Genomic DNA, 22,862 nt, shown 5'->3' with positions numbered 1-22,862 from the left:
GCTGGGTGTGGGGGTTCCGCGCCCCGCGCCGGCCCCCCCCCCCCCCCCCGGAGTCAGTGACGGGACGGGTAGGGGCGGCGGGGGCGAGGGAAAGCCCGCTAATCCACCAGGTCCCGGACCACCCCGTCCGCCAGCAACCGCCCCCGGAGGGTGAGCACGGCCCGCCCCTCCCCGAAGGGCCCCGCCTCCAACAACCCCCCGGCCAGCGCACGCGAAGCCGCCGCCAGCCCATCCGCCCGCAGCAGCGACAGCGGACACCCCGTCACCAGCCGCAGCTCCAGCAGAATCCGCTCGACCCGCCGGTCCTCCTCGGACAACAGCTCACGCCCGGCGCCGGGCGACCGCCCACCCGCCAACGCCCCCGCGTACGCGCCCGGATGCTTGACGTTCCACCACCGCACCCCGCCCACATGGCTGTGCGCCCCGGGCCCGGCCCCCCACCAGTCGGCCCCGCGCCAGTACAGCTCGTTGTGGAGGCACCGCCCGGCCTCCGAGGTGGCCCAGTTGGAGACCTCGTACCAGGAGAACCCCGCCTGCGACAGTCGATCCTCGGCCATCAGGTAACGGTCCGCGTGGACGTCGTCGTCGGTCATCGGCACCTCGCCGCGCCGGATGCGCCGGGCGAGCTGCGTCCCCTCCTCGACGATGAGCGCGTACGCCGACACGTGGTCGGGCCCGGCGCCGATCGCCGCGTCGAGCGAGGCCCGCCAGTCGTCGTCGCTCTCGCCGGGGGTGCCGTAGATGAGGTCGAGGTTCACATGGTCGAAGCCGGCCGCGCGGGCCTCGGCGACGCAGGCCTCGGGCCGGCCGGGGGTGTGGGTGCGGTCGAGGATCTGCAGCACGTGCTTGCGCGCGCTCTGCATCCCGAAGGAGATCCGGTTGAACCCGCCGGCCCGGAGCGTGGCCAGATACCCGGGGTCCACCGACTCCGGATTCGCCTCCGTGGTGATCTCCGCGTCGTCCGCGAGCCCGAACTCGTCCCGGACGGCCCCCAGCATCCGTACGAGATCGTCGGCGGCCAGCAGGGTGGGCGTACCGCCGCCGACGAAGACCGTGCGGACGGGCCGCGGGTCGTCGCCGAGGACCTTGCGGGCGAGACGGACCTCGTCGATCAGGGTCGAGGCGTAGTTGTCGCGGGAGGCGAGCACGCCCCCCGAGCCGCGCAGCTCCGTCGCCGTGTACGTGTTGAAGTCGCAGTAGCCGCAGCGGGTCGCGCAGTACGGGACGTGCAGATAGAACCCGAGCGGGCGGTCGGCCGCGTCGGCCAGGACGTGCGCGGGCAGCGCCCCGTCGTCGGGGACGGGCTCGCCGTCGGGGAGTGCGGAAGGCATGTCCTCCATTGTCCCGCACGCACGCATGTGCCCCCTCCGCCCGGCCGGAGGGCCGTCACTCGGCCTGCAGCACCAGCAGTGCCAGGTCGTCCTCCGGCGGCTTTCCGCCGAACTCGTGCACCAGTCGGCGGATGCGCTCGGCGATCAGCCCGGCGTTCAGTCCGGCGCAGCCGGTGAGTGCGGCGGCGAGTCCGTCCTCGTCGTCGAACTGGCGGTGTCCGTTGCGGCGCTCCGTGACGCCGTCCGTGACGCACAGGATGCTGTCGCCGGGCCGCAGCTCGAAGGTCCCGCAGCCGTAGCTGGCGTCCTCGAAGACCCCGAGGAGGGTCTGCGGCTGGGCCACCTCGCGGACCTCTCCGGAGGGCTGGAGGAGCAGCGGCAGCGGGTGTCCGGCGGAGGCCAGGGTGCAGCGCACGCCGCCCTCGACGGGGACGAGCTCGCCGTAGAGGAGGGAGAGAAACCGGTTCTGCGGGCCCTCGTCGGGGAGCCCCCGGCCGCCCTCCGCCACCAGGGCGCGGGCCGCCGCGTCCGCGGTCTCGGTGGCGTCGTCGAGGAGGAGCTGGTTGAGCCGGTCCAGGACGTCCGGCACCGCGTACCCCTCGCGGGCCAGCAGCCGCAGCCAGGGCCGGGCGAGGCCGATGACGACGGCCGCCTCAGGGCCCTTGCCCTGGACGTCACCGAGGGCGAAGCACCAGCGTCCGTCGCCCGCGGGGAAGAGGTCGTAGAAGTCGCCGCTCGGGCCGCCCTTGTCACAGGGCTCGTAGACGAGCGCGCTGCGTACCCCGGGGATCTCGGCGACCGCCCCGGGCAGCAGGCCGCGCTGCAGTACGCGGCTGATGGTGGCCTGGCGGGCGTACTGGCGGGCCGCCCCGATGGCCAGCGCGACGCGGCGGCTGAGGTCCTCGACGAGTCCGGTGATCTCGTCGGGGAAGTGGTCCTGTCCGGCCCGTCCGATGACGAGGGCGCCGAGCGGTCTGCCGCCCGCGATCAGCCGGAACGCGAGGGCCGAGCCGTCCTCCGCCTTCGCGCCCAGGGCATCGGCGGGCCAGGGCATCGGTACGGGCCCGGAGCGCGCCGACTCGGGCAGTTCGGGCGGGTCCTTCTCCAGCAGCCGGCGCAGCTCCTCCATGCGGTTCTCGCTGCCGTGCCAGACGCGGGCGAGACGCGGTCCGCCGACGAGGCCTCCGTCGGAGCGGCCCGGCGCCTCGTCCTCCAGCCACACCGCGCACCAGTCGGCGAGTCGCGGCACGACCAGCTGTCCGGTGAGGGCGGCGACCAGGTCCTCGTCGAGCTGCCCGCCGAGCAGGTCGGAGGCCTCGGCGAGGAACGAGAGGGCGCCGCGGTTGAGCCAGTCCTGGTCCTGGACGCTGCGCCGGGGCGCGGGGGCGAGGATCTCGGCGGCCCGCTGCCCGCGCCGCAGCGCGCGCTCGCCCTCGTAGGCCTCCGCCGCCTCGGCGGTCGGGATCGTCTCCGCGGGCAGCCGCGCCCACACGGTCTTGGTGCCGGTGCGGTACGTGATGCCCCAGGCGTCGGAGAGCGCGGAGACGAGCCGCAGGCCACGGCCGTACTCGATGGCGTCGTACGGCCGCCCGGCACTGTCGTCCCGCACGACCCGCTCGGGATGATGATCGGACACTTCTATGACGAGGGCACGCTGACGCTCCACGACGGGCCCCGGGTCCCGGCTCCCACCGTTGACACCCGCGGCGGCGCTTGCCGCGGCGCCTGCCGCCGGGCTCGGCGGGGCGCTCGGCACGGGGCTCGGTTCGGGGACCGACGTGAGGCCCGGCGTGGAGCCCGGCCCGCTGTCCGGCACGGGCCCCGGCGCCGGGGCCGGCACCAGGCCGGACGTGGGGCCCGGCCCGCTGTCCGGCGCGGCCTCCGGCACGACGTGCGACGCGTCCGACGTGACGGCCGCCGCGCCGCCAGGCGCCGCCGCCTGCCGGAGCCCCGCGGCAGCCTCCGGCACGGCGCCTGGTGCGAGGACCGGCTCGGTACCCGGCGTGAGGCCGGGCACGCCGTCCGGCACGGGGCCCGGCGCGGCCTCGGACGAGGCTCCCGGTACGGCGTCCGGCACCACGCCGGGCGCAGTTCCCGCCGCGCCACCCGACGTCGGGCCCGGTCGGCCGTCCGGCACGGCGACGGGCGCCGAGCCCGAACCGTTGCCCGGCGCGTCGCCCGACCCGTTCACCGACCCCGCGCCGGGCGCAGCACCCTGCGCCGACTCCGTACCCGGCACCAGTACCCGTACCGCCGCCGCCGTCAGAGGATTCGAGTCGCCCGGGATGCCCGCCGCGCAGTCCTCCGTGCAGTTGTCGAGGCGGCACAGCAGTTCCACGTCCGTGCCCGCGTGTACGACGGCGTTCGTGACCAGTTCGCTGACGACCACCATCGCGTCCCCGACGAGCTGATCGGTGACCAACTCCGCTCCTGGCAGGCCGAGTTCGGCCCAGCCCGCGAGCGTCGCACGGACGAACCTGCGGGCCGCGCCCGGTGCGAGGGAGTTGCCCGGGAAGGATGTACGGGCCACCGTGTGCGGGCGTGCCACAGCCCCAGGAGCACGGGACGCTGACTCCCGTTGCGTCGGAATGGCCCCCACTGTGCGTCTCCCTGAGCAGTTCGGACGAATACGCCCCAAGCGATGCAGACAGAGTGACAGACTGGCTACGCCCATAAGCACCGAGTTACCGAAGTGGGCCTCCATGAGTGAGAACAGTGCTATGCATGTGCTCGGAGACACACAGATTCGCGTATCGGATCTGCGCCCCCTCCTGGCCGCGATGACGTCCGCCCGGGACGGCGACTTCAGCAAGGTGCCCGAGACGACGGGGCACGGCATCGTGGCCGAGCTGGGCATGGTGTTCAACCAGATCGTGGACCGGAGTACGCACTTCAACGCGGAGGCCCAGCGTGTCCGCCGCGAGATCGTGCGGCACGGCCGGCTGGACGAGCGGCTCGCCGCGAGCCCGGGCCAGGGCCACTGGACGACCAGGATCAACGACGTGAACCAGCTGCTCGACGCCCTGGTGGCCCCGGCCGCCAACGCGACCCGGGTCCTGGACGCGGTGGCGGGCGGCGATCTGACCCAGCGGGTCGATCTGCACGACGGCAACCGGCAGCTGCGGGGCGATCTGCGCCGCCTCGGGCGGGCCGTCAACAAGATGGTCGATCAGCTGTCCCTCTTCACCGGTGAGGTGACCCGGGTCGCGCGTGAGGTCGGCACCGAGGGCAGGCTCGGCGGCCGGGCGAAGGTGACCGGTCTGTCGGGCAGTTGGCGGGACGTGACCGAGGCGGTCAACACGATGGCGTCCCGGCTGACCGCGCAGGTCCGTGACATCGCCCTGGTGACCACGGCGGTGGCGCGCGGTGATCTGACCCGCACGGTGACGGTCGAGGCGACCGGTGAGCTGCTCGAACTGAAGCTGACCGTGAACACGATGGTCGAACAGCTCTCCGCCTTCGCCGACGAGGTCACCCGCGTGGCGCGCGAGGTCGGCACGATGGGCGAGCTGGGCGGCCGGGCCCAGGTGCGCGGTGTGTCGGGGGTGTGGAAGGACCTCACCGACAACGTCAACTTCATGGCCTCGAACCTCACCTCCCAGGTGCGCAACATCGCCCAGGTGACCACGGCCGTCGCCAACGGCGACCTGAGCCAGAAGATCACCGTCAGCGCCCAGGGCGAGATCCTGGAGCTGAAGAGCACCATCAACACGATGGTCGACCAGCTCTCCGCCTTCGCCGACGAGGTCACCCGCGTCGCCCGCGAGGTCGGCACCGAGGGCAACCTCGGCGGCCGGGCCCAGGTCCGCGGCGTCTCCGGCGTCTGGAAGGACCTCACCGACAACGTCAACTTCATGGCGGACAACCTGACTTCGCAGGTCCGCAACATCGCGCTCGTGTCCACCGCCGTGGCCCAGGGCGACCTCGGCAAGAAGATCACGGTCGAGGCGAAGGGCGAGATCCTGGAGCTGAAGTCGACGATCAACACGATGGTCGACCAGCTCTCCGCCTTCGCCGACGAGGTCACCCGCGTCGCCCGCGAGGTCGGCACCGAGGGCAACCTCGGCGGTCAGGCCCAGGTGCGTGGCGTATCAGGGGTGTGGAAGGACCTCACCGACAACGTCAACTTCATGGCCCTGAACCTCACCTCCCAGGTCCGCAACATCGCCCAGGTGACCACGGCCGTCGCCAACGGCGACCTCTCCAAGAAGATCACCGTCGACGCGCGCGGCGAGATCCTGGAGCTGAAGGACACCGTCAACACGATGGTGGAGCAGCTGCGCGCCTTCGCCGACGAGGTGACGAGGGTCGCCCGCGAGGTCGGCACCGACGGTCGTCTCGGCGGCCGGGCCCAGGTGCTCGGCGTCTCCGGTGTGTGGCGCGACCTCACCGACAACGTCAACTACATGGCGGACAACCTGACTTCACAGGTCCGCAACATCGCGCAGGTCGCGACCGCGGTGGCCCAGGGCGACCTGTCGAAGAAGATCGACGTCGACGCGCGCGGCGAGATCCTGGAGCTGAAGTCCACCATCAACACGATGGTGGACACGCTGTCGTCGTTCTCCTCCGAGGTCACCCGCGTGGCCCGCGAGGTGGGCTCCGAGGGGCAACTCGGCGGTCAGGCGCGGGTCGAGGGCGTGTACGGCACCTGGAAGCGTCTGACGACGAACGTGAACGAGCTGGCGTCGAACCTCACCACCCAGGTCCGCGCGATCGCCGAGGTGGCGTCCGCGGTGGCCCAGGGAGACATGTCCCGCTCCATCACGGTGGAGACGCAGGGCGAGGTCGACGAGCTCAAGGACAACATCAACCTCATGGTGGCCAACCTCCGCGAGACCACCCGCGCCAAGGACTGGCTGGAGTCGAACCTCGCCCGTCTCGCCGCCCTGATGCAGGGCCACCGCGACCTGATGGAGGTCGCGGACCTGATCCTGCGCGAGCTGACCCCGCTGGTGAACGCGCAGTTCGGCGCCTTCTTCCTGGCCGACCCGGAGGAGGACAAGGCGACCCTGCAGACGGCCGTGCCCATCAAGGGGCTCGCCTTCATCGCCGGGTACGGCTCGGCGCAGAGCGCGACGGTCGACACGGTCAGCATGCCGGTGCACGGGCTCGTACGGCAGGCCGCACGGGAGAAGAAGCGGATCCTGATGGAGGAGGCCCCGCCGGACTACATCAAGATCAACAGTGGGCTCGGGGAGGCGGCGCCCGCGAGTGTGGTCATCATTCCGATCCTCTTCGAGGACAAGCTGCTCGGTGTCATCGAACTCGCCTCGTTCTCCCGCTTCTCCGACGTCCACCTGGCGTTCTTCGACCAGTTCGTGAACACCATCGGCGTCGCGATCAACACCATCATCGCCAACTCCCGTACGGAGTCGCTGCTCGGCGAGTCCCAGCGGCTGGCGATCCAGCTCCAGGACCGGTCCGACGAACTCCAGTCCCAGCAGGCGGAGTTGCGCCGCTCGAACGCCGAACTGGAGGAGAAGGCGGCGCTGCTGGCGACCTCCTCGCAGTACAAGTCGGAGTTCCTGGCGAACATGTCGCACGAGCTGCGGACCCCGCTCAACTCGCTGCTGATCCTCGCCCGGCTGCTCTCCGACAACCCGGACGGCCATCTCTCCGACCAGGAGGTGCAGTTCGCGGCGACGATCCACCGCTCGGGCTCGGACCTCCTCCAGCTCATCAACGACATCCTCGACCTCTCGAAGATCGAGGCCGGCCGGATGGACGTACGCCCCAAGAAGCTGCCGCTGATCAAGCTGCTCGACTACGTGCACGCCACGTTCCGCCCGCTCACCCTCGACCGGGGTCTCACCTTCGAGGTGGAGGTCGGCGAGGACGTACCGCGCGAGATGTTCTCGGACGAGCAGCGGCTGCAGCAGATCCTGCGCAACCTCCTGTCGAACGCGATCAAGTTCACCGCGTCCGGCCGGGTCGAACTGCGCGTCAGTCGCGTCGAGAACCCCGAGCCCCACTTCACCCGGGAGAGCAGCGACAACGTCGTCGCGTTCGCGGTCTCCGACACCGGTATCGGCATCGCGGCGGAGAAACTCCCCGTGATCTTCGAGGCGTTCCAGCAGGCCGACGGCACGACGAACCGCAAGTACGGCGGCACGGGCCTCGGGCTGTCCATCAGCCGGGAGATCGCAGGTCTGCTGGGCGGCCGCATCATCGCCGAGAGCGTGCCGGGACAGGGGTCCACCTTCACCCTGTACGTGCCGGTCGTCAGCCCCGGGCATCTGCCGGCCGGGCCCGGCGTCGAGGACCAGGACCTCACCCTGCCCGAGCAGTTGTCCGTCGAACCCTTCACCGTCCACGACCAGGACGACAGCTGGCCCGCGCCCACCAAACTGGAGGCATGGAAGTCGGGCCGGGCGGGCCAGGTCCTGCCGGGTCGGCGCGTACTGATCGTGGACGACGACATCCGTAACGTCTTCGCGCTGACCCACGTACTGGGCCGGGTCGGCATGCCCGTCCTGTACGCGGAGAACGGCCGCGAGGGCATCGAGGCACTGGAGCGCAATCCCGATGTAGCACTCGTCCTGATGGACATCATGATGCCGGAGATGGATGGTTACGAGACCATCTCCGTCATCCGCCGCACCCCGCGCTGGGCCGGACTTCCCATCGTCGCCCTCACCGCCAAGGCGATGCCGGGCGACCGTGAGAAGTCCATCGCGCGCGGTGCGAACGACTACGTACCCAAGCCGGTGGACGTCGACCAGTTGCTGACCGTCGTCTGTGCCCTCCTGGACCCCGAGGGCGCGGACGACCAGGAGCGGGCGGACTCCACCGCCACCACTGTCACCACCGTCACCGCGGGAACCGGCACATCGGACGAACCCGCCGTCCCGCCGACGACCGAATGAGGCAGGCAATCGATCACCATGAGCACTGAGGCATCGACCGACGAGCGCGCCAGCATTCTCCTCGTGGACGACATGGAGGACAATCTGATCGCGCTGGAGGCCGTCCTGGGGTCCCTCAACGAGCCGCTCGTACGCGCCCGTTCGGGCGAGGAGGCGATGAAGGCTCTGCTGCGGCAGCGGTTCGCGGTCGTCCTGCTCGACATCCGGATGCCGGGCATGGACGGGTTCGAGACCGCCGCGAACATCAAGCGGCTCGACCAGACGAAGGACGTACCGATCATCTTCCTGACCGGCACGGACTCCGACGCGGGCTACGCGTTCCGCGGGTACGCCACCGGAGCCGCCGACTATCTCACCAAGCCGTTCGACCCCTGGGTGCTGCGCGCCAAGGTCACCGTCTTCCTCGATCTGCACCGCAAGAACCAGCAGCTGGAGCGGATGCTCGCGCACGAGCAGGCGCAGTTCGACGAACTCGCCCGGCGGCTGCACGCGATCGAGACCAGCATGTCGGACGGCGGCCTCACCGACACGGCGGAACTGCGCCGGCACATACGGCACATGGAGGACCTGCTGCGCGAGATGCGGAGGGGGCGGGGCCTGTGACCCCGCCCCGCCCCCGTGGAACCGCAGCGGCGACTACGCCTCGCGCGTCCCCGCGTACATCTCGTCGATCAAGTACTTGTACTCACGCTCGACGACCGGGCGCTTCAGCTTGAGGCTCGGGGTCAGTTCGCCGTGCTCGATGTCGAGGTCGCGCGGGAGGAGCTTGAACTTCTTGATGGTCTGCCAGCGCTGAAGACCCTCGTTCAGCGTCCTGACGTGCTCGTCGATCAGCTCGACCGTCGCGGGTGCGGCGACCACGTCGGCGTACGACTTGCCGCCGAGGCCGTTGTCCGCGGCCCAGGCGAGGATCGACGGCTCGTCGAGGGCGATGAGCGCGGTGCAGAAGTTCCGGTCCGCGCCGTGCACGAGGATGTTGGAGACGTACGGGCAGACGGCCTTGAACTGGCCCTCGACCTCGGCGGGCGCGATGTACTTGCCGCCGGACGTCTTGATCAGATCCTTCTTGCGGTCGGTGATACGCAGATAGCCGTCCGGGGACAGCTCGCCGATGTCACCGGTGTGGAACCAGCCGTCGGACTCCAGGACCTCGGCGGTCTTCTCCGGCAGCCCCTGATAGCCCTCCATGATGCCGGGGCCGCGCAGCAGGATCTCGCCGTCGTCCGCGATGCGCACCTCGGTGCCGGGCAGCGGCTTGCCGACCGTGCCCGTGCGGTACGCCTCACCGGGGTTCACGAAGGAGGCCGCGGACGACTCCGTGAGCCCGTAACCCTCCAGGATGTGGATGCCGGCGCCCGCGAAGAAGTAGCCGATGTCGGGTGCGAGGGCGGCGCTGCCGGAGACGCAGGCGCGGAGGTTGCCGCCGAAGGCCTCACGGATCTTGGCGAAGACGAGCGTGTCCGCGACCTTGTGCTTGGCCGAGAGGCCGAAGGGCGCGGAGGCGACACCGGTACGGCGGAAGTTGTCCTGCGTGGCCTTCGCGTATTCGCGGGAGACCTCGGCCGCCCACTGGAAGATCTTGTACTTGGCGCCGCCGCCGGCCCGCGCCTTGGCCGCGACCCCGTTGTAGACCTTCTCGAAGATCCGCGGCACGGCGGCCATGTACGTCGGCTGCACGACCGGCAGATTCTCGATGATCTTGTCCACGCGGCCGTCGACGGCGGTGACGTGCCCGACCTCGATCTGGCCGGAGGTGAGCACCTTGCCGAAGACATGCGCGAGCGGCAGCCACAGGTACTGGACGTCGTCCTTGCCGACGAGACCGGTCGCGGCGATGGCCTTGGCCATGTACGACCAGTTGTCGTGCGGCAGCCGTACACCCTTGGGGCGGCCGGTGGTGCCGGAGGTGTAGATGAGGGTGGCGAGCTGGTCCTTGGTGATCGCCCCGACCTTCTCCTTGATCAGGTCGGGGTTCTTCTCCAGGTACGCGGCACCGCGCTTCTCCAGCTCGGCGAGGCCGATCACCCAGTCGCCCTCGTCGGCGGCGGACTCGACGCCCGCGGAGTCGATCACGATGACATGGCTGAGCTCGGGCAGCTCGGCGCGCTTCTCCCGCGCCTTGGCGAGCTGCTCGGCGTCCTCGGCGACGAGCACCCGGCTCTCGGAGTCGGAGAGGATGAACGCCGACTCGTCGGACTTGGTCGACGGATACACGGTCGTCGTCGCCGCGCCGGCACACATGATGCCGAGGTCGACGAGGATCCACTCGACGCGGGTGGAGGAGGCGAGCGCGACGCGCTGCTCCGGCCGCACGCCCAGCTCGATCAGGCCGGCCGCGATCGCGTAGACCCGCTCGGCCGCCTGCGCCCAGCTCAGCGACCTCCACTCGTCCGGCCCCTCGCCCGAGGCCGCCGGTACCGGGTAGCGGTACGCCTCGGCGTCCGGCGTGGCCGCCACGCGCTCCAGGAAGAGGGCCGCCACGGACGGCGGACGGTTCTCGATCAGGGTCTGTGTGTCGCTCACGACATCCTCCGGGGCCCGCGACAGTGCGTGACTGGCTCGTAGCGGTTAGCTCAGTAGCGGTCGTTGTTTAACTCGCGAGTAACGTCGAGTGGTGATCAGAGTAAAGCCCGTCCGCCCGGCGCGTAAGAGGCGGCGGCCTGTCACTTCCTACAGAGCGTGGGCGGAATTCGGCAGTCCGTGGACGACGCGGGCCCGCCGCGCGACAGCACGACGGGCCCATGTTCTCGGGCCTGGCCCGATGGTTGCTGGCGGCTACTTCTTCCCCTTGCCGCTGCCGGCGTTCTCGTCGCTGGACAGCACGGCGATGAAGGCCTCTTGCGGAACCTCCACAGAGCCCACCATCTTCATCCGCTTCTTGCCCTCCTTCTGCTTCTCAAGGAGCTTCCGCTTACGGGAGATGTCACCGCCGTAACACTTGGCGAGGACGTCCTTGCGGATGGCGCGGATGGTCTCGCGGGCGATGACCCGGGAGCCGATGGCCGCCTGGATGGGGATCTCGAAGGCCTGGCGCGGGATGAGCTCGCGCAGCTTGGCGACGAGCCGCACCCCGTACGCGTACGCCGCGTCCTTGTGCGTGACGGCCGAGAAGGCGTCGACGCGGTCGCCGTGGAGCAGGATGTCGACCTTGACCAGCGAGGCGTCCTGCTCGCCGGTGGGCTCGTAGTCCAGCGAGGCGTAGCCGCGGGTCTTGGACTTCAGGTTGTCGAAGAAGTCGAAGACGATCTCGGCGAGGGGCAGCGTGTAGCGGATCTCGACGCGGTCCTCGGAGAGGTAGTCCATCCCGAGGAGGGTGCCGCGGCGGGTCTGGCACAGCTCCATGATCGAACCGATGAACTCGCTGGGGGCGAGGATCGTGGCCCGGACGACCGGCTCGAAGACCTTGTCGATCTTGCCCTCGGGGAACTCGCTCGGGTTGGTGACCGTGTGCTCCTTCCCGTCCTCCATGATCACGCGGTAGACCACGTTGGGCGCGGTGGCGATGAGTTCGAGGTTGAACTCGCGCTCCAGGCGCTCACGGATGACGTCGAGGTGCAGCAGACCCAGGAAGCCGACGCGGAAACCGAAGCCGAGGGCCGCGGAGGTCTCCGGCTCGTAGACCAGGGCCGCGTCGTTGAGCTGGAGCTTGTCCAGCGCCTCACGCAGGTCGGGGTAGTCGGACCCGTCCAGCGGATACAGACCGGAGAAGACCATCGGCTTCGGGTCCTTGTACCCGCCGAGGGCCTCGGTGGCGCCCTTGTCCTTGCTGGTGATCGTGTCACCGACCTTGGACTGACGGACGTCCTTCACGCCGGTGATGATGTAGCCCACCTCGCCGACGCCGATGCCGTCGGACGGCGTCATCTCGGGGGACGAGACACCGATCTCCAGCAGCTCGTGCGTGGCGCCGGTCGACATCATCTTGATGCGCTCGCGCTTGTTGAGCTGGCCGTCGATGACACGGACGTAGGTGACCACGCCCCGGTACGAGTCGTAGACCGAGTCGAAGATCATCGCGCGGGCGGGCGCGTCCGCGACACCGACCGGGGCGGGCACGTCCCGGACCACCCGGTCCAGGAGCGCGTCCACGCCGACGCCGGTCTTCGCCGAGACCTTCAGCACGTCCTCCGGCTGGCAGCCGATGAGATTGGCCAGCTCCTCGGAGAACTTCTCGGGCTGCGCGGCCGGCAGGTCGATCTTGTTCAGCACCGGGACGATGGTGAGGTCGTTCTCCATCGCCAGGTAGAGGTTCGCGAGGGTCTGGGCCTCGATGCCCTGAGCCGCGTCCACGAGCAGGACGGTGCCCTCACAGGCCGCGAGCGACCGCGAGACCTCGTACGTGAAGTCGACGTGCCCGGGGGTGTCGATCATGTTGAGGATGTGGGTGTTGCCCGGATCCTCGGTCGGCGCCCAGGGCAGCCGCACCGCCTGGGACTTGATGGTGATGCCGCGCTCGCGCTCGATGTCCATGCGGTCGAGGTACTGAGCACGCATCTGCCGCTGGTCGACCACCCCGGTCAGCTGGAGCATCCGGTCGGCGAGCGTGGACTTGCCGTGGTCGATGTGCGCGATGATGCAGAAATTGCGGATCTGAGCCGGGGCGGTACGGCTCGGCTCGGGCACATTGTTAGGGATCGCGGGCACGCAGGGTCCTGTCTCTTGAGGCGCCTGTCGCCTCGGGTCGGATCGATACGTAGGCTCCATGGTCCCACGGGCGGCGAGGTGCGACCGGTTTGGGCCGTCCGCGGGGCGACTGCTAATCTGGGCAGCTGTGTCTCCTGCCCTCTCTGCAGGGGACGCGCAGGAAACGCAGGAAATTCAGAAGAGAAATCACCGGCGCATGAGACTCACCGTCGTGAGACGCCCCGTCTCGTGCGCCTGAACCTGAGAAGGCTCATTCGTGGCGAACATCAAGTCCCAGATCAAGCGGATCAAGACCAACGAGAAGGCTCGGCTGCGCAACAAGGCCGTCAAGTCTTCGCTGAAGACCGCGATCCGCAAGGCCCGCGAGGCCGCTGCCGCGGGTGACGTCGAGAAGGCCACGGCCGCGCAGCGCGAAGCCTCGCGCAAGCTGGACAAGGCCGTCTCCAAGGGCGTCATCCACAAGAACCAGGCCGCCAACAAGAAGTCGGCGCTTGCTTCGAAGGTCGCCTCCCTCAAGGGCTGAACCTCTGCCGAGTACTGGGCCACGGCCCCGCACTCACTTGATTCGAAGTGATTCGAACGCCGGAAAGACCTGAGCGGGCCCTCTCTCATCCGCTCCCGACCGGCACCCCGACTCGTACGCGACTGCGTTCGCCACGCGGGTACGAGTCCCCAGCATGAACCGGGCCCCGGCCCTTGCCCTGAAAGGGGCGAGAACCGGGGCCCGTAGCTTTTCAGCCCGCCCGACGCCGTCGTGGCCCCAAAAACGAAAGGCAGGGGCGCAGCCCCGTCTTTCAGGGGCGCGGGGAACTGCGCGACCGGCCCCCACCGAGCCCGCAGCCGTAGGGCCAGGCCGATGGGGGTCTGGGGGCGCAGCCCCCGGAGGGAGAGAAGCTAACCCCGCCGCATCCGCGCGGCCCGGGCGATCGTGACGACCGCCTTCTCCAGCGCGTACTCGGGATCATCCCCACCCCCCTTCACCCCCGCATCCGCCTCAGCAACCGCCGACAGCGCGACAGCGACACCGTCCGGCGTCCACCCCCGCATCTGCTGCCGAACCCGATCGATCTTCCACGGCGGCATCCCCAGCTCCCGCGCCAGATCGGCCGGCCGCCCACCCCGCGCGGAGGAGAGCTTCCCGATGGCCCGCACCCCCTGCGCCAGCGCGCTGGTGATCAGCACGGGCGCGACCCCGGTCGACAACGACCACCGCAGCGCCTCCAACGCCTCCGCCGCCCGTCCCTCGACCGCCCGGTCCGCCACCGTGAAGCTGGAGGCCTCCGCCCGGCCGGTGTAGTACCGCCCGACGACAGCCTCGTCGATCGTCCCCTCGACATCCGCGACCAGCTGCGTCGTCGCGGAGGCCAGCTCCCGCAGATCGCTGCCGATCGAGTCGACGAGCGCCTGGCACGCCTCGGGCGTCGCCGACCGCCCCAGCGCCCGGAACTCCGCGCGCACGAACGACAGCCGGTCCGCCGGCTTCGTCATCTTGGGGCACGCGATCTCCCGCGCCCCCGCCTTGCGTGCCGCGTCGAGCAGCCCCTTGCCCTTGGCACCCCCCGCGTGCAGCAGCACGAGCGTGATCTCCTCGGCCGGGCCGCCCAGGTACGCCTTCACGTCCTTGATCGTGTCCGCCGACAGATCCTGCGCGTTCCGCACCACGACGACCTTGCGCTCGGCGAAGAGCGACGGGCTCGTCAGCTCGGCGAGCGTGCCCGGCTGCAGCTGGTCCGACGTGAGGTCCCGTACATCGGTGTCCGCGTCGGCGGCGCGCGCGGCGGCCACCACCTCCTGCACGGCGCGGTCGAGCAGGAGGTCCTCCTGCCCCACGGCGATCGTGACGGGAGCGAGCGGGTTGTCTTGTGCAGAGTTCCTGGCCATCGCGGCCAAGCATCCCACGCACCACCGACAACGACGGGTCCGCGACCACCGAAGCGTGTGCCGCCCCTACGGCACCCCTACGGCGCTCCTACGGTTCCTCGCGCCAGCCGTCCCACTCCCTCACGAACTCGTCCAGCTCCCGCGCGTCCAGCCGCCCGTTCTCGTCGCGCAGCACGAGCAGCCACTGCGCGTCCTCGGCATCGTCCTCGCCGGCGAGGGCGTCCCGGACGAGCTGGGGCTCCTCGTCCAGTGCGAACTGCTCACCGAGCGCCTCCGCCGCCTCCTGCGCGGCATCGCGGTCGGGCAGCACCAGTACATGTCTCACGTCGCTCACCCGGCCATTTTCCGGCACCGGCACAACGCCTCGCACCGGGGGCCACCCGTCGACCGGCGATCAGCGACCGACGACCGGCGACCGGCAGCCGAAGGGCCCACCCCTGGTCCCGGCTCAGCCCTTGGGGACGATCTGTATGTCCAGGTCGATCGTGATGCTCGTCCCGACCATGGCGATGCCCCGCGCGAGCATCGACTGCCAGCTCATCGTGAAGTCGTCGCGCCGCAACTCGGCGCCGGCGCGGCAGGCCGCCCGCACCTCGCCCTCCGTGCCGTTGCCCACCCCCAGATACTCCGTGTCGAGCGTGACCGTCCGCGTCACCCCGTGCAAGGACAGCGCCCCGGTGACCCCCCACCGGCTGCCACCCCGGTGCGTGAACCGGTCGCTGTAGAACTCCACCGTCGGAAACCGGTCCACGTCCAGGAAGTCCGCCGACTTCAGATGCCCGTCCCGCGTCCTGACGTTGGTGTCGATCGACCCCGCGTCGATCACCACGTGCATCGCCGACTGCTCCACGTTCTCGGCCACCCGCACGATCCCCGCGAAGGTGTTGAACCTCCCCCGTACCCGAGCCATCCCGATGTGCCGGGCCGTGAAGCCGATCGAGGAGTGGGTCGGCTCGATCTCCCAGTCCCCCGGCGCCGGTAACGCGGGTGGTTGCGCGGTGTTCAGCGTCACGTCGCCGAGCGCGGCCACCTCGTTCGCCGGCACCGTGACATTCGCCCGGTACGGGGCGTGCCCCTCGGCGGACACCGCGAGGCGGTACTCACCGGCCGGGACCGTCACCAGAAACGACCCGAACGGATCCAGCTCCCCGCCGACCACTCTGCGCCCCGCGGCGTCCGTGACCAGGAACTCCGCGTCCGGCACCGGCTGGTTCACCGGATCCAGCACCCGGCAGCCGAGCACACCGGCCCCCTCCGGCAACGGCACCGAGGCGAGATTGCCCGCCTGTGCCCGGTTCGAACGGTTCCCCAACCAGCTGCCGGCCATCTGCGACCCACCCTCGCGTCAACACACACTGTGAAAACACTCGTCGTCGGAGAGGTATTCGACCACCGATGCGACTTTCGAGGCAACAGACGACTACATCGCAGGGAACCAGCGCATGTGCTGGTACTACGCACGAGTAGCCCGAATTAGCCGTTCCGCTTACGTTTTTCCCCTCAGTCGCCGCTCTTCCGGACAACCGGGACGCGCTCCAGCACGATCCCGAACCTCTTCCTGTACGCCTCCAGCACCTCCTCGTCCGAGACCAGCTCCGCCGTCGTCTTCCCGCCGTCGGGGTCCGTGACCGTGAGCGTGCGCCCGCTGAGCGTGACCCGCCCGCCGTCCTCCGTGACCCGCGAGCAGACCAGTGACCGGGCGAAGTGCGACGCCGGCGAGGTGCTGTGCCACCAGGCCCCGGCCACGAAGTCCCCGAGCACCCGCGGCCGTGTCTCCAGCCGGTACTGGGACCTGCCGTCCCGCACCACCTCCAGATCCCCGAACTCCCCGGCGCTGCCCCGCACCCCGGCCGGATCCGCCCCGGCCACGATCACCCGGAACGCACCCGCCGGATCCGTCTGCTCCCCCCGCTCCCCGAAGGCCAGCGGGTAGTGGCTGTGCGCCCCGAACCCGACGTCGGCCAGCCAGTCGCCCCCGTCCACCGTCCGCACCCGCAGCGCCAGATGGTCGTACGGAATCCCGAGCCGATCCCCGTCCCCGTAGACCCGCCCCGCGAGCAGCGTCACATCGAAGCCCAGCGCCTTGAGCAGCGCGCCGAACGCCCCGTTCAGTTCGTAGCAGAAGCCACCCCTGCGGGCGCCCACCAGCTTGTCCAGGAGCGGTTTCTCCTCCAGGACGATCTCCTCACCGAGGTGGATCGACAGGTTCTCGAACGGCACGGTCAGCAGGTGTCGCAACTGCAGTTCACGGAGTACGTCGGCGGTGGGCCAGGCGGGGTGGGTGACACCGATCCGGCGGAGGTAGGCATCGACCTGTGCGGGTTTCATACCCTCAGTCTCGCGTGATCAGCAGGTGATCGTCTCCTCCTCCCACGGTTACCGCCCCGTCCACATCGGTGCGCAGCACCTGCGCGCCCCCTGCTTCCAGTGCTGCCATCGTGCTCGGTGCCGGATGTCCGTAGGGGTTGTCGGCGCCGCACGAGATGAGCGCGAGGCGTGGCGCCACCCGTCGTATGAGGTCCGGATCCTGATAAGCCGAACCATGATGGGCGACTTTGAGAACGTCCACGGCTTTCAGAGCGGTCCCGGCCGGTGACCTCAACAGGGCTTGCTGAGCGGGTGGTTCGAGATCCCCGAGCATCAGCATGGTCAGCCCGGCAGACCTCACGAGCAGGGTGACACTCGCGTCGTTCGGCCCCTCCGGCTCAGGCACCGGCATCGCCCCCGGCACCGGTGCGGCCCCCGGTGTGGGGCTCGGCGGCGGCCACAGCACCTGCCAGTCGAGTCCGCCCGTACGACGACGCTCGCCCGCCACCGCCCGCGTCACCGGGATGTGCCGGACCGCGGCCTGCCGGTGCACGAAATCGGCCTGGTCCAGTGGCTCCTCCAGGCCCGTCGTCTCGATCGCGCCCACCGAACGCCCGCGCAGCACACCCGGCAGCCCCGCCACATGGTCCGCGTGGAAGTGGGTCAGCACGACGAGGGGGACCCGGGTGACGCCGAGTGCCTTCAGACACCGGTCGACGAGTATCGGGTCGGGGCCCGCGTCCACCACCACCCCACTGCCGTCGCCCGCCGCGAGTACCGTCGCGTCGCCTTGACCCACGTCGCACATCGCGAACCGCCACTCCGGCGGCGGCCATCCTGTGATCACCCGGGTGAGAGGCGGCGGCTGCACCAGCACGAGCAGGAGCAGCACTCCGCAGGCACCGCTCAGCCAGGGATGCCGCAGCAGCCTGCGCCCGACGCACACGACGGCGGCGATCGCACCGGCGAGCAGCAGCGCCCCCATCCAGCTTCCCGGCCAGTCCATGCCTGCGCCCGGCAGGGCCGCACCCGCCCGGGCGATGTCCGCGATCCAGCCGGCGGGCCAACTCGCGCACCATGCCAGCACTCTCGCGACCGGCATCGCCCAGGGAGCCGTGGTCAGCGTCGCGAAGCCCAGTACCGTGGCCGGCGCGACCGCGAACTCCACGAGCAGGTTGCACGGCACCGCCACCAGACTGACCCGCGCCGAAAGGACGGCGACGACCGGCGCACACACCGCCTGCGCGGCGCCCGCGGCCGCCAACGCCTCGGCCCACCTCGGCGGCACCCCGCGCCCGCGGAGCGCCGCACTCCACCGCGGGGCCAGCGTGAGCAGCGCGCCGGTGGCGAGCACGGAGAGCAGGAAGCCGTAACTCCGGGCCAGCCACGGGTCGTACAGCACCAGCACGAGCACCGCGGTGGCCAGCGCCGGGATCAGTGATCTGCGGCGCCCGGTGGCGATGGCCAGCAGCGCGATCGATCCGCAGGCGGCGGCCCGCAGCACACTCGGGTCCGGCCGGCACACGATCACGAAGCCGAGTGTGAGCGCACCCCCGCACAGAGCGGTCGCCCGCAACGGCAGACCGAGCCGGGGCGCCAGACCCCGGCGCTCGATCCGCTGGGCCCGGCCCGGCGGCCCGATGAGCAGGGCGAGCACGAGCGTGAAGTTGGCCCCGCTGACGGCGAGGATGTGTGTGAGATCGGTCGCCCTGAACGCCTCGTCCAGCTCCGGTGTGATCCGGGAGGTGTCCCCGACCACCAGTCCCGGCAGCAGCGCCCGCGCGTCCGGCTCCAGCCCGTCGGTCGCCGCCCGCAACCTGCCCCGCAGCTCCCCGGCGAACCGCTGTGTGGCGGACGGCTGCCCGACCACCACCGGTGGCCCGCTGCCGCGTACCCGGAGCACCGCCGCGATCCGGTCTCCGCCACCGAGCGCGGGCGCGACCTGCGCGGGCACCCTGAGCCGGGTGGAGGGGAGAAGGGAGAGCCAGCGCGAACCGGCCCCGTCACGCCCCTCCCCCGGCCCCGACTCCGCCCTGAGCCCCGGCCTCACCCCAGACTCAGACCCCGATCCGTGCGTCGCCCCCGTTCCCCTCCCCGCGTCCACGATCAGCAGCACCGGCGTACGGGTCCGCGCCACCGTTCCGTCCGGCCTCTCGACGTGCCTGACTTCCGCGTCGAGCAGGATCGCGGTCGGGGCGGCGTGGTTCCCCTTGATCCGGGGACGGGTGAGCCGTGGGTCCGAGGTGACCTCCACCTCGGCGGTCACCCGGTCGTACTGCCGCGCGGCCTCCGGGATCGGGCCCCTGCGCAGATCGGCGCCGTGCAGCCCACCCGAGGCCGCCGCAGCCGCGACACAGAGCAGCACGGCCGCGACGGAGGCCTTCGACCAGGGCGACCGCAGCAACCGGAGCGGTGGTGCGCCCCGCAGCCGGTCGCGTCCCGCGAGCAGGAGCAGCCCGGCCACCGTCACGCAGAGCACGACCAGACCCGCGACCCACCCCGGCGGTGCGTCCGACGTCACCGCCGCCGTCGCCCACGCCGCCAGCGCCGGAGGGACCAGCCGCAGATCCGCCGGGCCCTCCTGCCGGGGGTGCGCGGCCCCGAGCGGACTGCCGGAGACCGCGTGCACGGGCGGCCTGCTCGTCGGGGTCGGGCCCCTCATGGCCGTACGAGATTCCGCAGATCGGCGAAACGGCGGTCGCCGATTCCGTTCACCTCGCGGAGCTCGTCGACCGAGCGGAAGCCGCCGTGCCGACCGCGGTAGTCGATGATGTGCTGCGCCAGCACGGGGCCGACGCCGGGCAGCGTGTCCAACTGCTCCAGGGTGGCCGTGTTGAGCGCGACCGGAGTGACGGGGGCCGGGGCGGCCCCACCGGGCCCCACGACACCCGAAGCACCCGCACCCCCCGTACCTCCCAGCGCCCCTGACACCCCCGGTACCCCCGGCGCTCCCGGCCCCATCGCCGACGGTGTCCCGACCACCACCTGCTCACCGTCCACCAGGAACCGGGCGCGGTTGAGGCCCTCGGTGTTCGTGCCCGGACGCACTCCGCCCGCGGCTTTGAGCGCGTCGGCGACCCGGGAACCGGCCGGCAGCCGATGGACACCCGGCTCACGCACCTTGCCGCTGACGTCCACCACGAGTGCGGTCGGGACCGCGCCCGCGGGAGTGGTGGCGGAGGTTCCGTCCGGCGTCCTCTGCCCGGCCGCGTTCGCCTCCTCCCCGTAGGGAACCGCGGCCCGTACGATCTCCGGGGCCCGCACCGGCTGGGTCCGCCCCGACCAGAAGTGCTGTGCGGCCAAGGCCGCGGCGACGACCAGCACGACGGCGAGCGCGGCCACGCTCCTGCGTTCCAGGCCGCACCTGGACTGGAGCCACAGCGGCATCCGCTCCCGGACGGCGAGCCCGGCCCGCGCCCGCCACGCGGGGACGGGCCGGGTCTCGTCGGCGCCCCCGTCGCCGTCCCCAAGCACCCCGGCCTCGGGGCTCCGCCCCGCCCCCGAGGGGGAGTGATGTCGACTGCCGGACGGTGGGGGCTGGTCGCGCAGTTCCTCGCGCCCCTGAAGGGCGCCGCCACTCCACTCCGCCGACGGCCCCTGCCGCAACCCCACACCCGGCGAAGTGTCATGTCGGCCAACCGGCGGTGGGGACTCCTCGTGCCCCCGAGGGCCCCCGTCCCTCCACTCCCCCGGCGGCCCGTGCCGCAACTCCCCGCGCGTCCTGCCCCGTTCAGGCGCGAAGAGTGTCTCCGCGCGCAGGCGCAGCGTCTGCGCCGAGGCCTCTCGGCGCCGGGACCGGGCCCGGTGGGGCCGGCGGCGGTGTCGCGTACGGACGTCGGAGGCCGGGCCGCGGCCCGGTCCACTGGCGGATGTCGTGGTCCGTGAAACAGATCGAAGTGGCATGGCACGAGAATCCGGCACGAAGCCACATCCCCGATGATCTTGCTCAATTCCCGGGGATTACCACCCGGTTGTGGACAACTCCGTCACCCGTCAGGGTCCGCTCAGCCGCTCCGGACCGCCGGGCCGCCGGGCCGCCCCTCACCGGGGCGAGACGACCGCCCCCAGCAGCCCCGGCCCCGTGTGCGCCCCGATCACCGCTCCGACCTCGCTCACATGCAGGTCGGCCAGCCCGGGAACCCGTACCCTCAGCCGTTCCGCGAGCGCCGAGGCGCGGTCGGGGGCGGCGAGATGGTGGACGGCGATGTCGACCTGGGCGCTCCCGGCCCGGTCGGCCACGATCTCTTCGAGACGGGCGATCGCCTTGGTGGCGGTGCGCACCTTCTCCCGCAGCTCGATGCGCCCGCCGTCCAGTTCGAGCAGTGGTTTGACGGCCAGCGCGGAGCCGAGCAGCGCCTGCGCCGCCCCGATCCGGCCGCCCCTGCGGAGATAGTCGAGGGTGTCGACGTAGAAGTACGCGTACGTGCCCGCGGCCCGTTTCTCCGCGGCCGTGACCGCTTCGTCGACCGTGCCGCCCGCCTCCGCGGACTCGGCGGCGGCCAGGGCGCAGAAGCCGAGGGCCATGGCGACCATCCCGGTGTCCACCACCCGCACGGGCACGGGCGCCTCGCGTGCGGCGAGGACCGCGGCGTCGTAGGTGCCCGAGAACTCGGAGGACAGGTGCAGCGAGACGATGCCGGTGGCGCCGGACTCGGCGACGCGGCGGTAGGTCTCGGCGAAGACCTCGGGGCTGGGCCGGGAGGTCGTGACGGACCGCCGCTTCTGCAGGGCAAGGGCGAGGGAGCGGGCCGAGATCTCGGTGCCCTCTTCGAGCGCCTGGTCGCCGAGGACCACGGTCAGGGGCACCGCGGTGATGCCGTGGCGCTCCATCGTCCGCGGCGGCAGGTAGGCCGTTGAATCGGTGACGATCGCGACATGGCGGGACATGAGCTGGAGATTACCTGTCAGTGGACGTGGAAGGCAGCCCGGCCCCTGCCGCCCGCTGCCGGACCGGCGGTATCAAGTCGTGCTCTCCGGGCGGGGCTTCTTCTCCCAAGGGTAGGCGGCCCGCTGCCTGGGTGCGTCGATCGCGGCCCGGGTGGGCTCCTCGGCCCGGCGTGCTTCGGCGTTGTCCGGCCAGGTCTGCTGGTCGGCGGCGGCGCTCGGTGCCTCCGGCCACGGCGGCGCGGACGCGGGCTCCGTCGCCGGCCGGGGAGACGGGCCGGTCGGGGAACCGGCGGACGAACCGGCCGAAGAGCCCGTCGACGAGGTGGCCGACGAGCCGGATCCGGTCGCAGGACCCGTCGTCCGCGTGGGCGACGGTTCCGTCGTCCAGTGCCGTAGCGCGCCCGCCTCCATGTCGATCTGCGTGCTCAGCGACTCCAGGTCGTCGCCACCGAACCGCTGGGCGCGGTCGCGCGCCGCCCAGCGCAGCGCGTCGGCCGATTTCGTTATCTGCTCGGTGCGCTCCCGCAGCGCGGGCAGCCGCTCGGCGAGGCGCGCCCTGTCCGGTTCGCGCTCCAGCCGCTTCAACTCGCCGTCCAGCTCATGGCCGTGCGCACTGAGCCGGTCGAAGAGCGCGAGTGACTCCTTCAGCGACTCGTCCTCGCTCACGCCCGCCTGCAGCGCTTCCTGGGTGGCCCGCATCGATGTGCGCAGGGAGAGACGCAGTTGGGCGAGCTGCCCGAGGGAACCCGGCTGGGCGAAGGTCTTCGCCTTGAGCGTGGAGTCCTCCACCGTGCGGCGGGCCTGTGCGACGGTGCGGTCCACGCCCCGCTTCGCGGCGCCGACCACCTTCACCGTGGCGTAGATGCCCAGTGTCACGAACAGCAAGAAGATCAGCGCCACGATGGCGACCACGGCTTCCATGACGGTCCTCTCGGGTGCTGCG

General features: G+C 71.1%; 15 protein-coding genes. 3 read left to right on the top strand and 12 right to left on the bottom strand.

Features of this window, described 5'->3' with window-relative positions:
* Nucleotides 1-98: 98 nt before the first annotated feature.
* Together hemW and ACFVH5_RS28660 are read right to left on the bottom strand one after the other, a co-directional pair.
* Nucleotides 99-1,331 (bottom strand): radical SAM family heme chaperone HemW, encoded by a 1,233-nt coding sequence (gene hemW, locus ACFVH5_RS28665; protein ID WP_385836611.1) that lies wholly within the window; start codon nucleotides 1,329-1,331, stop codon nucleotides 99-101.
* Nucleotides 1,332-1,386: 55 nt separating this feature from the next.
* Nucleotides 1,387-3,219, bottom strand: coding sequence for a SpoIIE family protein phosphatase (locus ACFVH5_RS28660; RefSeq protein ID WP_385836613.1), 1,833 nt, complete (start codon nucleotides 3,217-3,219; stop codon nucleotides 1,387-1,389).
* An 814-nt stretch (nucleotides 3,220-4,033) separates the two neighbouring features.
* On the opposite strand from ACFVH5_RS28660, the gene ACFVH5_RS28655 reads away from it, so the two are divergent.
* Both ACFVH5_RS28655 and ACFVH5_RS28650 read left to right on the top strand, forming a co-directional pair.
* Complete coding sequence (locus ACFVH5_RS28655; protein ID WP_385836610.1) at nucleotides 4,034-8,200, top strand: HAMP domain-containing protein; 4,167 nt, start codon at nucleotides 4,034-4,036, stop codon at nucleotides 8,198-8,200.
* A gap of 18 nt (nucleotides 8,201-8,218) precedes the next feature.
* Complete coding sequence (locus ACFVH5_RS28650; protein WP_385836609.1) at nucleotides 8,219-8,803, top strand: two-component system response regulator; 585 nt, start codon at nucleotides 8,219-8,221, stop codon at nucleotides 8,801-8,803.
* A gap of 33 nt (nucleotides 8,804-8,836) precedes the next feature.
* On the opposite strand, the gene ACFVH5_RS28645 is transcribed toward ACFVH5_RS28650, so the two are convergent.
* Nucleotides 8,837-10,723, bottom strand: a complete 1,887-nt coding sequence (locus tag ACFVH5_RS28645) for an AMP-dependent synthetase/ligase (RefSeq protein ID WP_384816245.1) — start codon at nucleotides 10,721-10,723, stop codon at nucleotides 8,837-8,839.
* A gap of 252 nt (nucleotides 10,724-10,975) precedes the next feature.
* A complete protein-coding gene (gene lepA, locus ACFVH5_RS28640; protein WP_384816248.1) occupies nucleotides 10,976-12,844 on the bottom strand; it encodes a translation elongation factor 4 in 1,869 nt (622 codons plus the stop codon).
* Between the two features lie 256 nt (nucleotides 12,845-13,100).
* On the opposite strand from lepA, the gene rpsT reads away from it, so the two are divergent.
* Nucleotides 13,101-13,367 carry a 30S ribosomal protein S20 gene (gene rpsT, locus ACFVH5_RS28635; RefSeq protein ID WP_107016309.1) on the top strand — a complete coding sequence of 89 codons (267 nt, stop codon included), beginning with the start codon at nucleotides 13,101-13,103 and terminating at the stop codon, nucleotides 13,365-13,367.
* A gap of 371 nt (nucleotides 13,368-13,738) precedes the next feature.
* On the opposite strand, the gene holA is transcribed toward rpsT, so the two are convergent.
* The 8 genes from holA to ACFVH5_RS28595 form a co-directional block, all read right to left on the bottom strand.
* On the bottom strand, nucleotides 13,739-14,725 hold the full coding sequence (gene holA, locus ACFVH5_RS28630) for a DNA polymerase III subunit delta (protein WP_384809282.1): 987 nt from the start codon (nucleotides 14,723-14,725) through the stop codon (nucleotides 13,739-13,741).
* Between the two features lie 88 nt (nucleotides 14,726-14,813).
* Complete coding sequence (locus ACFVH5_RS28625) at nucleotides 14,814-15,059, bottom strand: hypothetical protein (protein WP_107016307.1); 246 nt, start codon at nucleotides 15,057-15,059, stop codon at nucleotides 14,814-14,816.
* Nucleotides 15,060-15,173: 114 nt separating this feature from the next.
* Nucleotides 15,174-16,052, bottom strand: coding sequence for a YceI family protein (locus ACFVH5_RS28620; RefSeq protein ID WP_385836608.1), 879 nt, complete (start codon nucleotides 16,050-16,052; stop codon nucleotides 15,174-15,176).
* 173 nt (nucleotides 16,053-16,225) lie between these two features.
* The gene (locus ACFVH5_RS28615; RefSeq protein ID WP_385836607.1) at nucleotides 16,226-17,053 is read right to left on the bottom strand and encodes an arylamine N-acetyltransferase; all 828 of its coding nucleotides are present in this window, start codon (nucleotides 17,051-17,053) and stop codon (nucleotides 16,226-16,228) included.
* Between the two features lie 4 nt (nucleotides 17,054-17,057).
* The gene (locus ACFVH5_RS28610) at nucleotides 17,058-19,694 is read right to left on the bottom strand and encodes a ComEC/Rec2 family competence protein (RefSeq protein WP_385836606.1); all 2,637 of its coding nucleotides are present in this window, start codon (nucleotides 19,692-19,694) and stop codon (nucleotides 17,058-17,060) included.
* Complete coding sequence (locus tag ACFVH5_RS28605) at nucleotides 19,691-20,935, bottom strand: helix-hairpin-helix domain-containing protein (protein ID WP_385836605.1); 1,245 nt, start codon at nucleotides 20,933-20,935, stop codon at nucleotides 19,691-19,693. The genes ACFVH5_RS28610 and ACFVH5_RS28605 overlap by 4 nt, the downstream gene beginning before the upstream one ends.
* 138 nt (nucleotides 20,936-21,073) lie before the next feature.
* A complete protein-coding gene (locus ACFVH5_RS28600) occupies nucleotides 21,074-21,919 on the bottom strand; it encodes a DegV family protein (RefSeq protein ID WP_384809272.1) in 846 nt (281 codons plus the stop codon).
* Nucleotides 21,920-21,991: 72 nt separating this feature from the next.
* Nucleotides 21,992-22,840 carry a hypothetical protein gene (locus ACFVH5_RS28595; protein WP_385836604.1) on the bottom strand — a complete coding sequence of 283 codons (849 nt, stop codon included), beginning with the start codon at nucleotides 22,838-22,840 and terminating at the stop codon, nucleotides 21,992-21,994.
* Between the last annotated feature and the right edge of the window lie 22 nt (nucleotides 22,841-22,862).

It is taken from the genome of Streptomyces sp. NPDC127119 (assembly GCF_042677425.1).
Classification (GTDB): Bacteria; Actinomycetota; Actinomycetes; order Streptomycetales; family Streptomycetaceae; genus Streptomyces.
The sequence above is the reverse complement of the archived record's forward strand: the minus strand, read 5'-3'. Positions and strand labels throughout refer to the sequence as shown.

What these genes read in the sequence shown, in the direction of transcription:
- ACFVH5_RS28600 (WP_384809272.1), bottom strand. Translation starts at nt 21,919, where the DNA reads ATGTCCCGCCATGTCGCGATCGTCACCGATTCAACGGCCTACCTGCCG.
- holA (WP_384809282.1), bottom strand. Translation starts at nt 14,725, where the DNA reads ATGGCCAGGAACTCTGCACAAGACAACCCGCTCGCTCCCGTCACGATC.
- ACFVH5_RS28610 (WP_385836606.1), bottom strand. Translation starts at nt 19,694, where the DNA reads ATGAGGGGCCCGACCCCGACGAGCAGGCCGCCCGTGCACGCGGTCTCC.
- ACFVH5_RS28605 (WP_385836605.1), bottom strand. Translation starts at nt 20,935, where the DNA reads ATGCCACTTCGATCTGTTTCACGGACCACGACATCCGCCAGTGGACCG.
- ACFVH5_RS28650 (WP_385836609.1), top strand. Translation starts at nt 8,219, where the DNA reads ATGAGCACTGAGGCATCGACCGACGAGCGCGCCAGCATTCTCCTCGTG.
- ACFVH5_RS28615 (WP_385836607.1), bottom strand. Translation starts at nt 17,053, where the DNA reads ATGAAACCCGCACAGGTCGATGCCTACCTCCGCCGGATCGGTGTCACC.
- ACFVH5_RS28620 (WP_385836608.1), bottom strand. Translation starts at nt 16,052, where the DNA reads ATGGCCGGCAGCTGGTTGGGGAACCGTTCGAACCGGGCACAGGCGGGC.
- ACFVH5_RS28655 (WP_385836610.1), top strand. Translation starts at nt 4,034, where the DNA reads ATGAGTGAGAACAGTGCTATGCATGTGCTCGGAGACACACAGATTCGC.
- ACFVH5_RS28595 (WP_385836604.1), bottom strand. Translation starts at nt 22,840, where the DNA reads ATGGAAGCCGTGGTCGCCATCGTGGCGCTGATCTTCTTGCTGTTCGTG.
- hemW (WP_385836611.1), bottom strand. Translation starts at nt 1,331, where the DNA reads ATGCCTTCCGCACTCCCCGACGGCGAGCCCGTCCCCGACGACGGGGCG.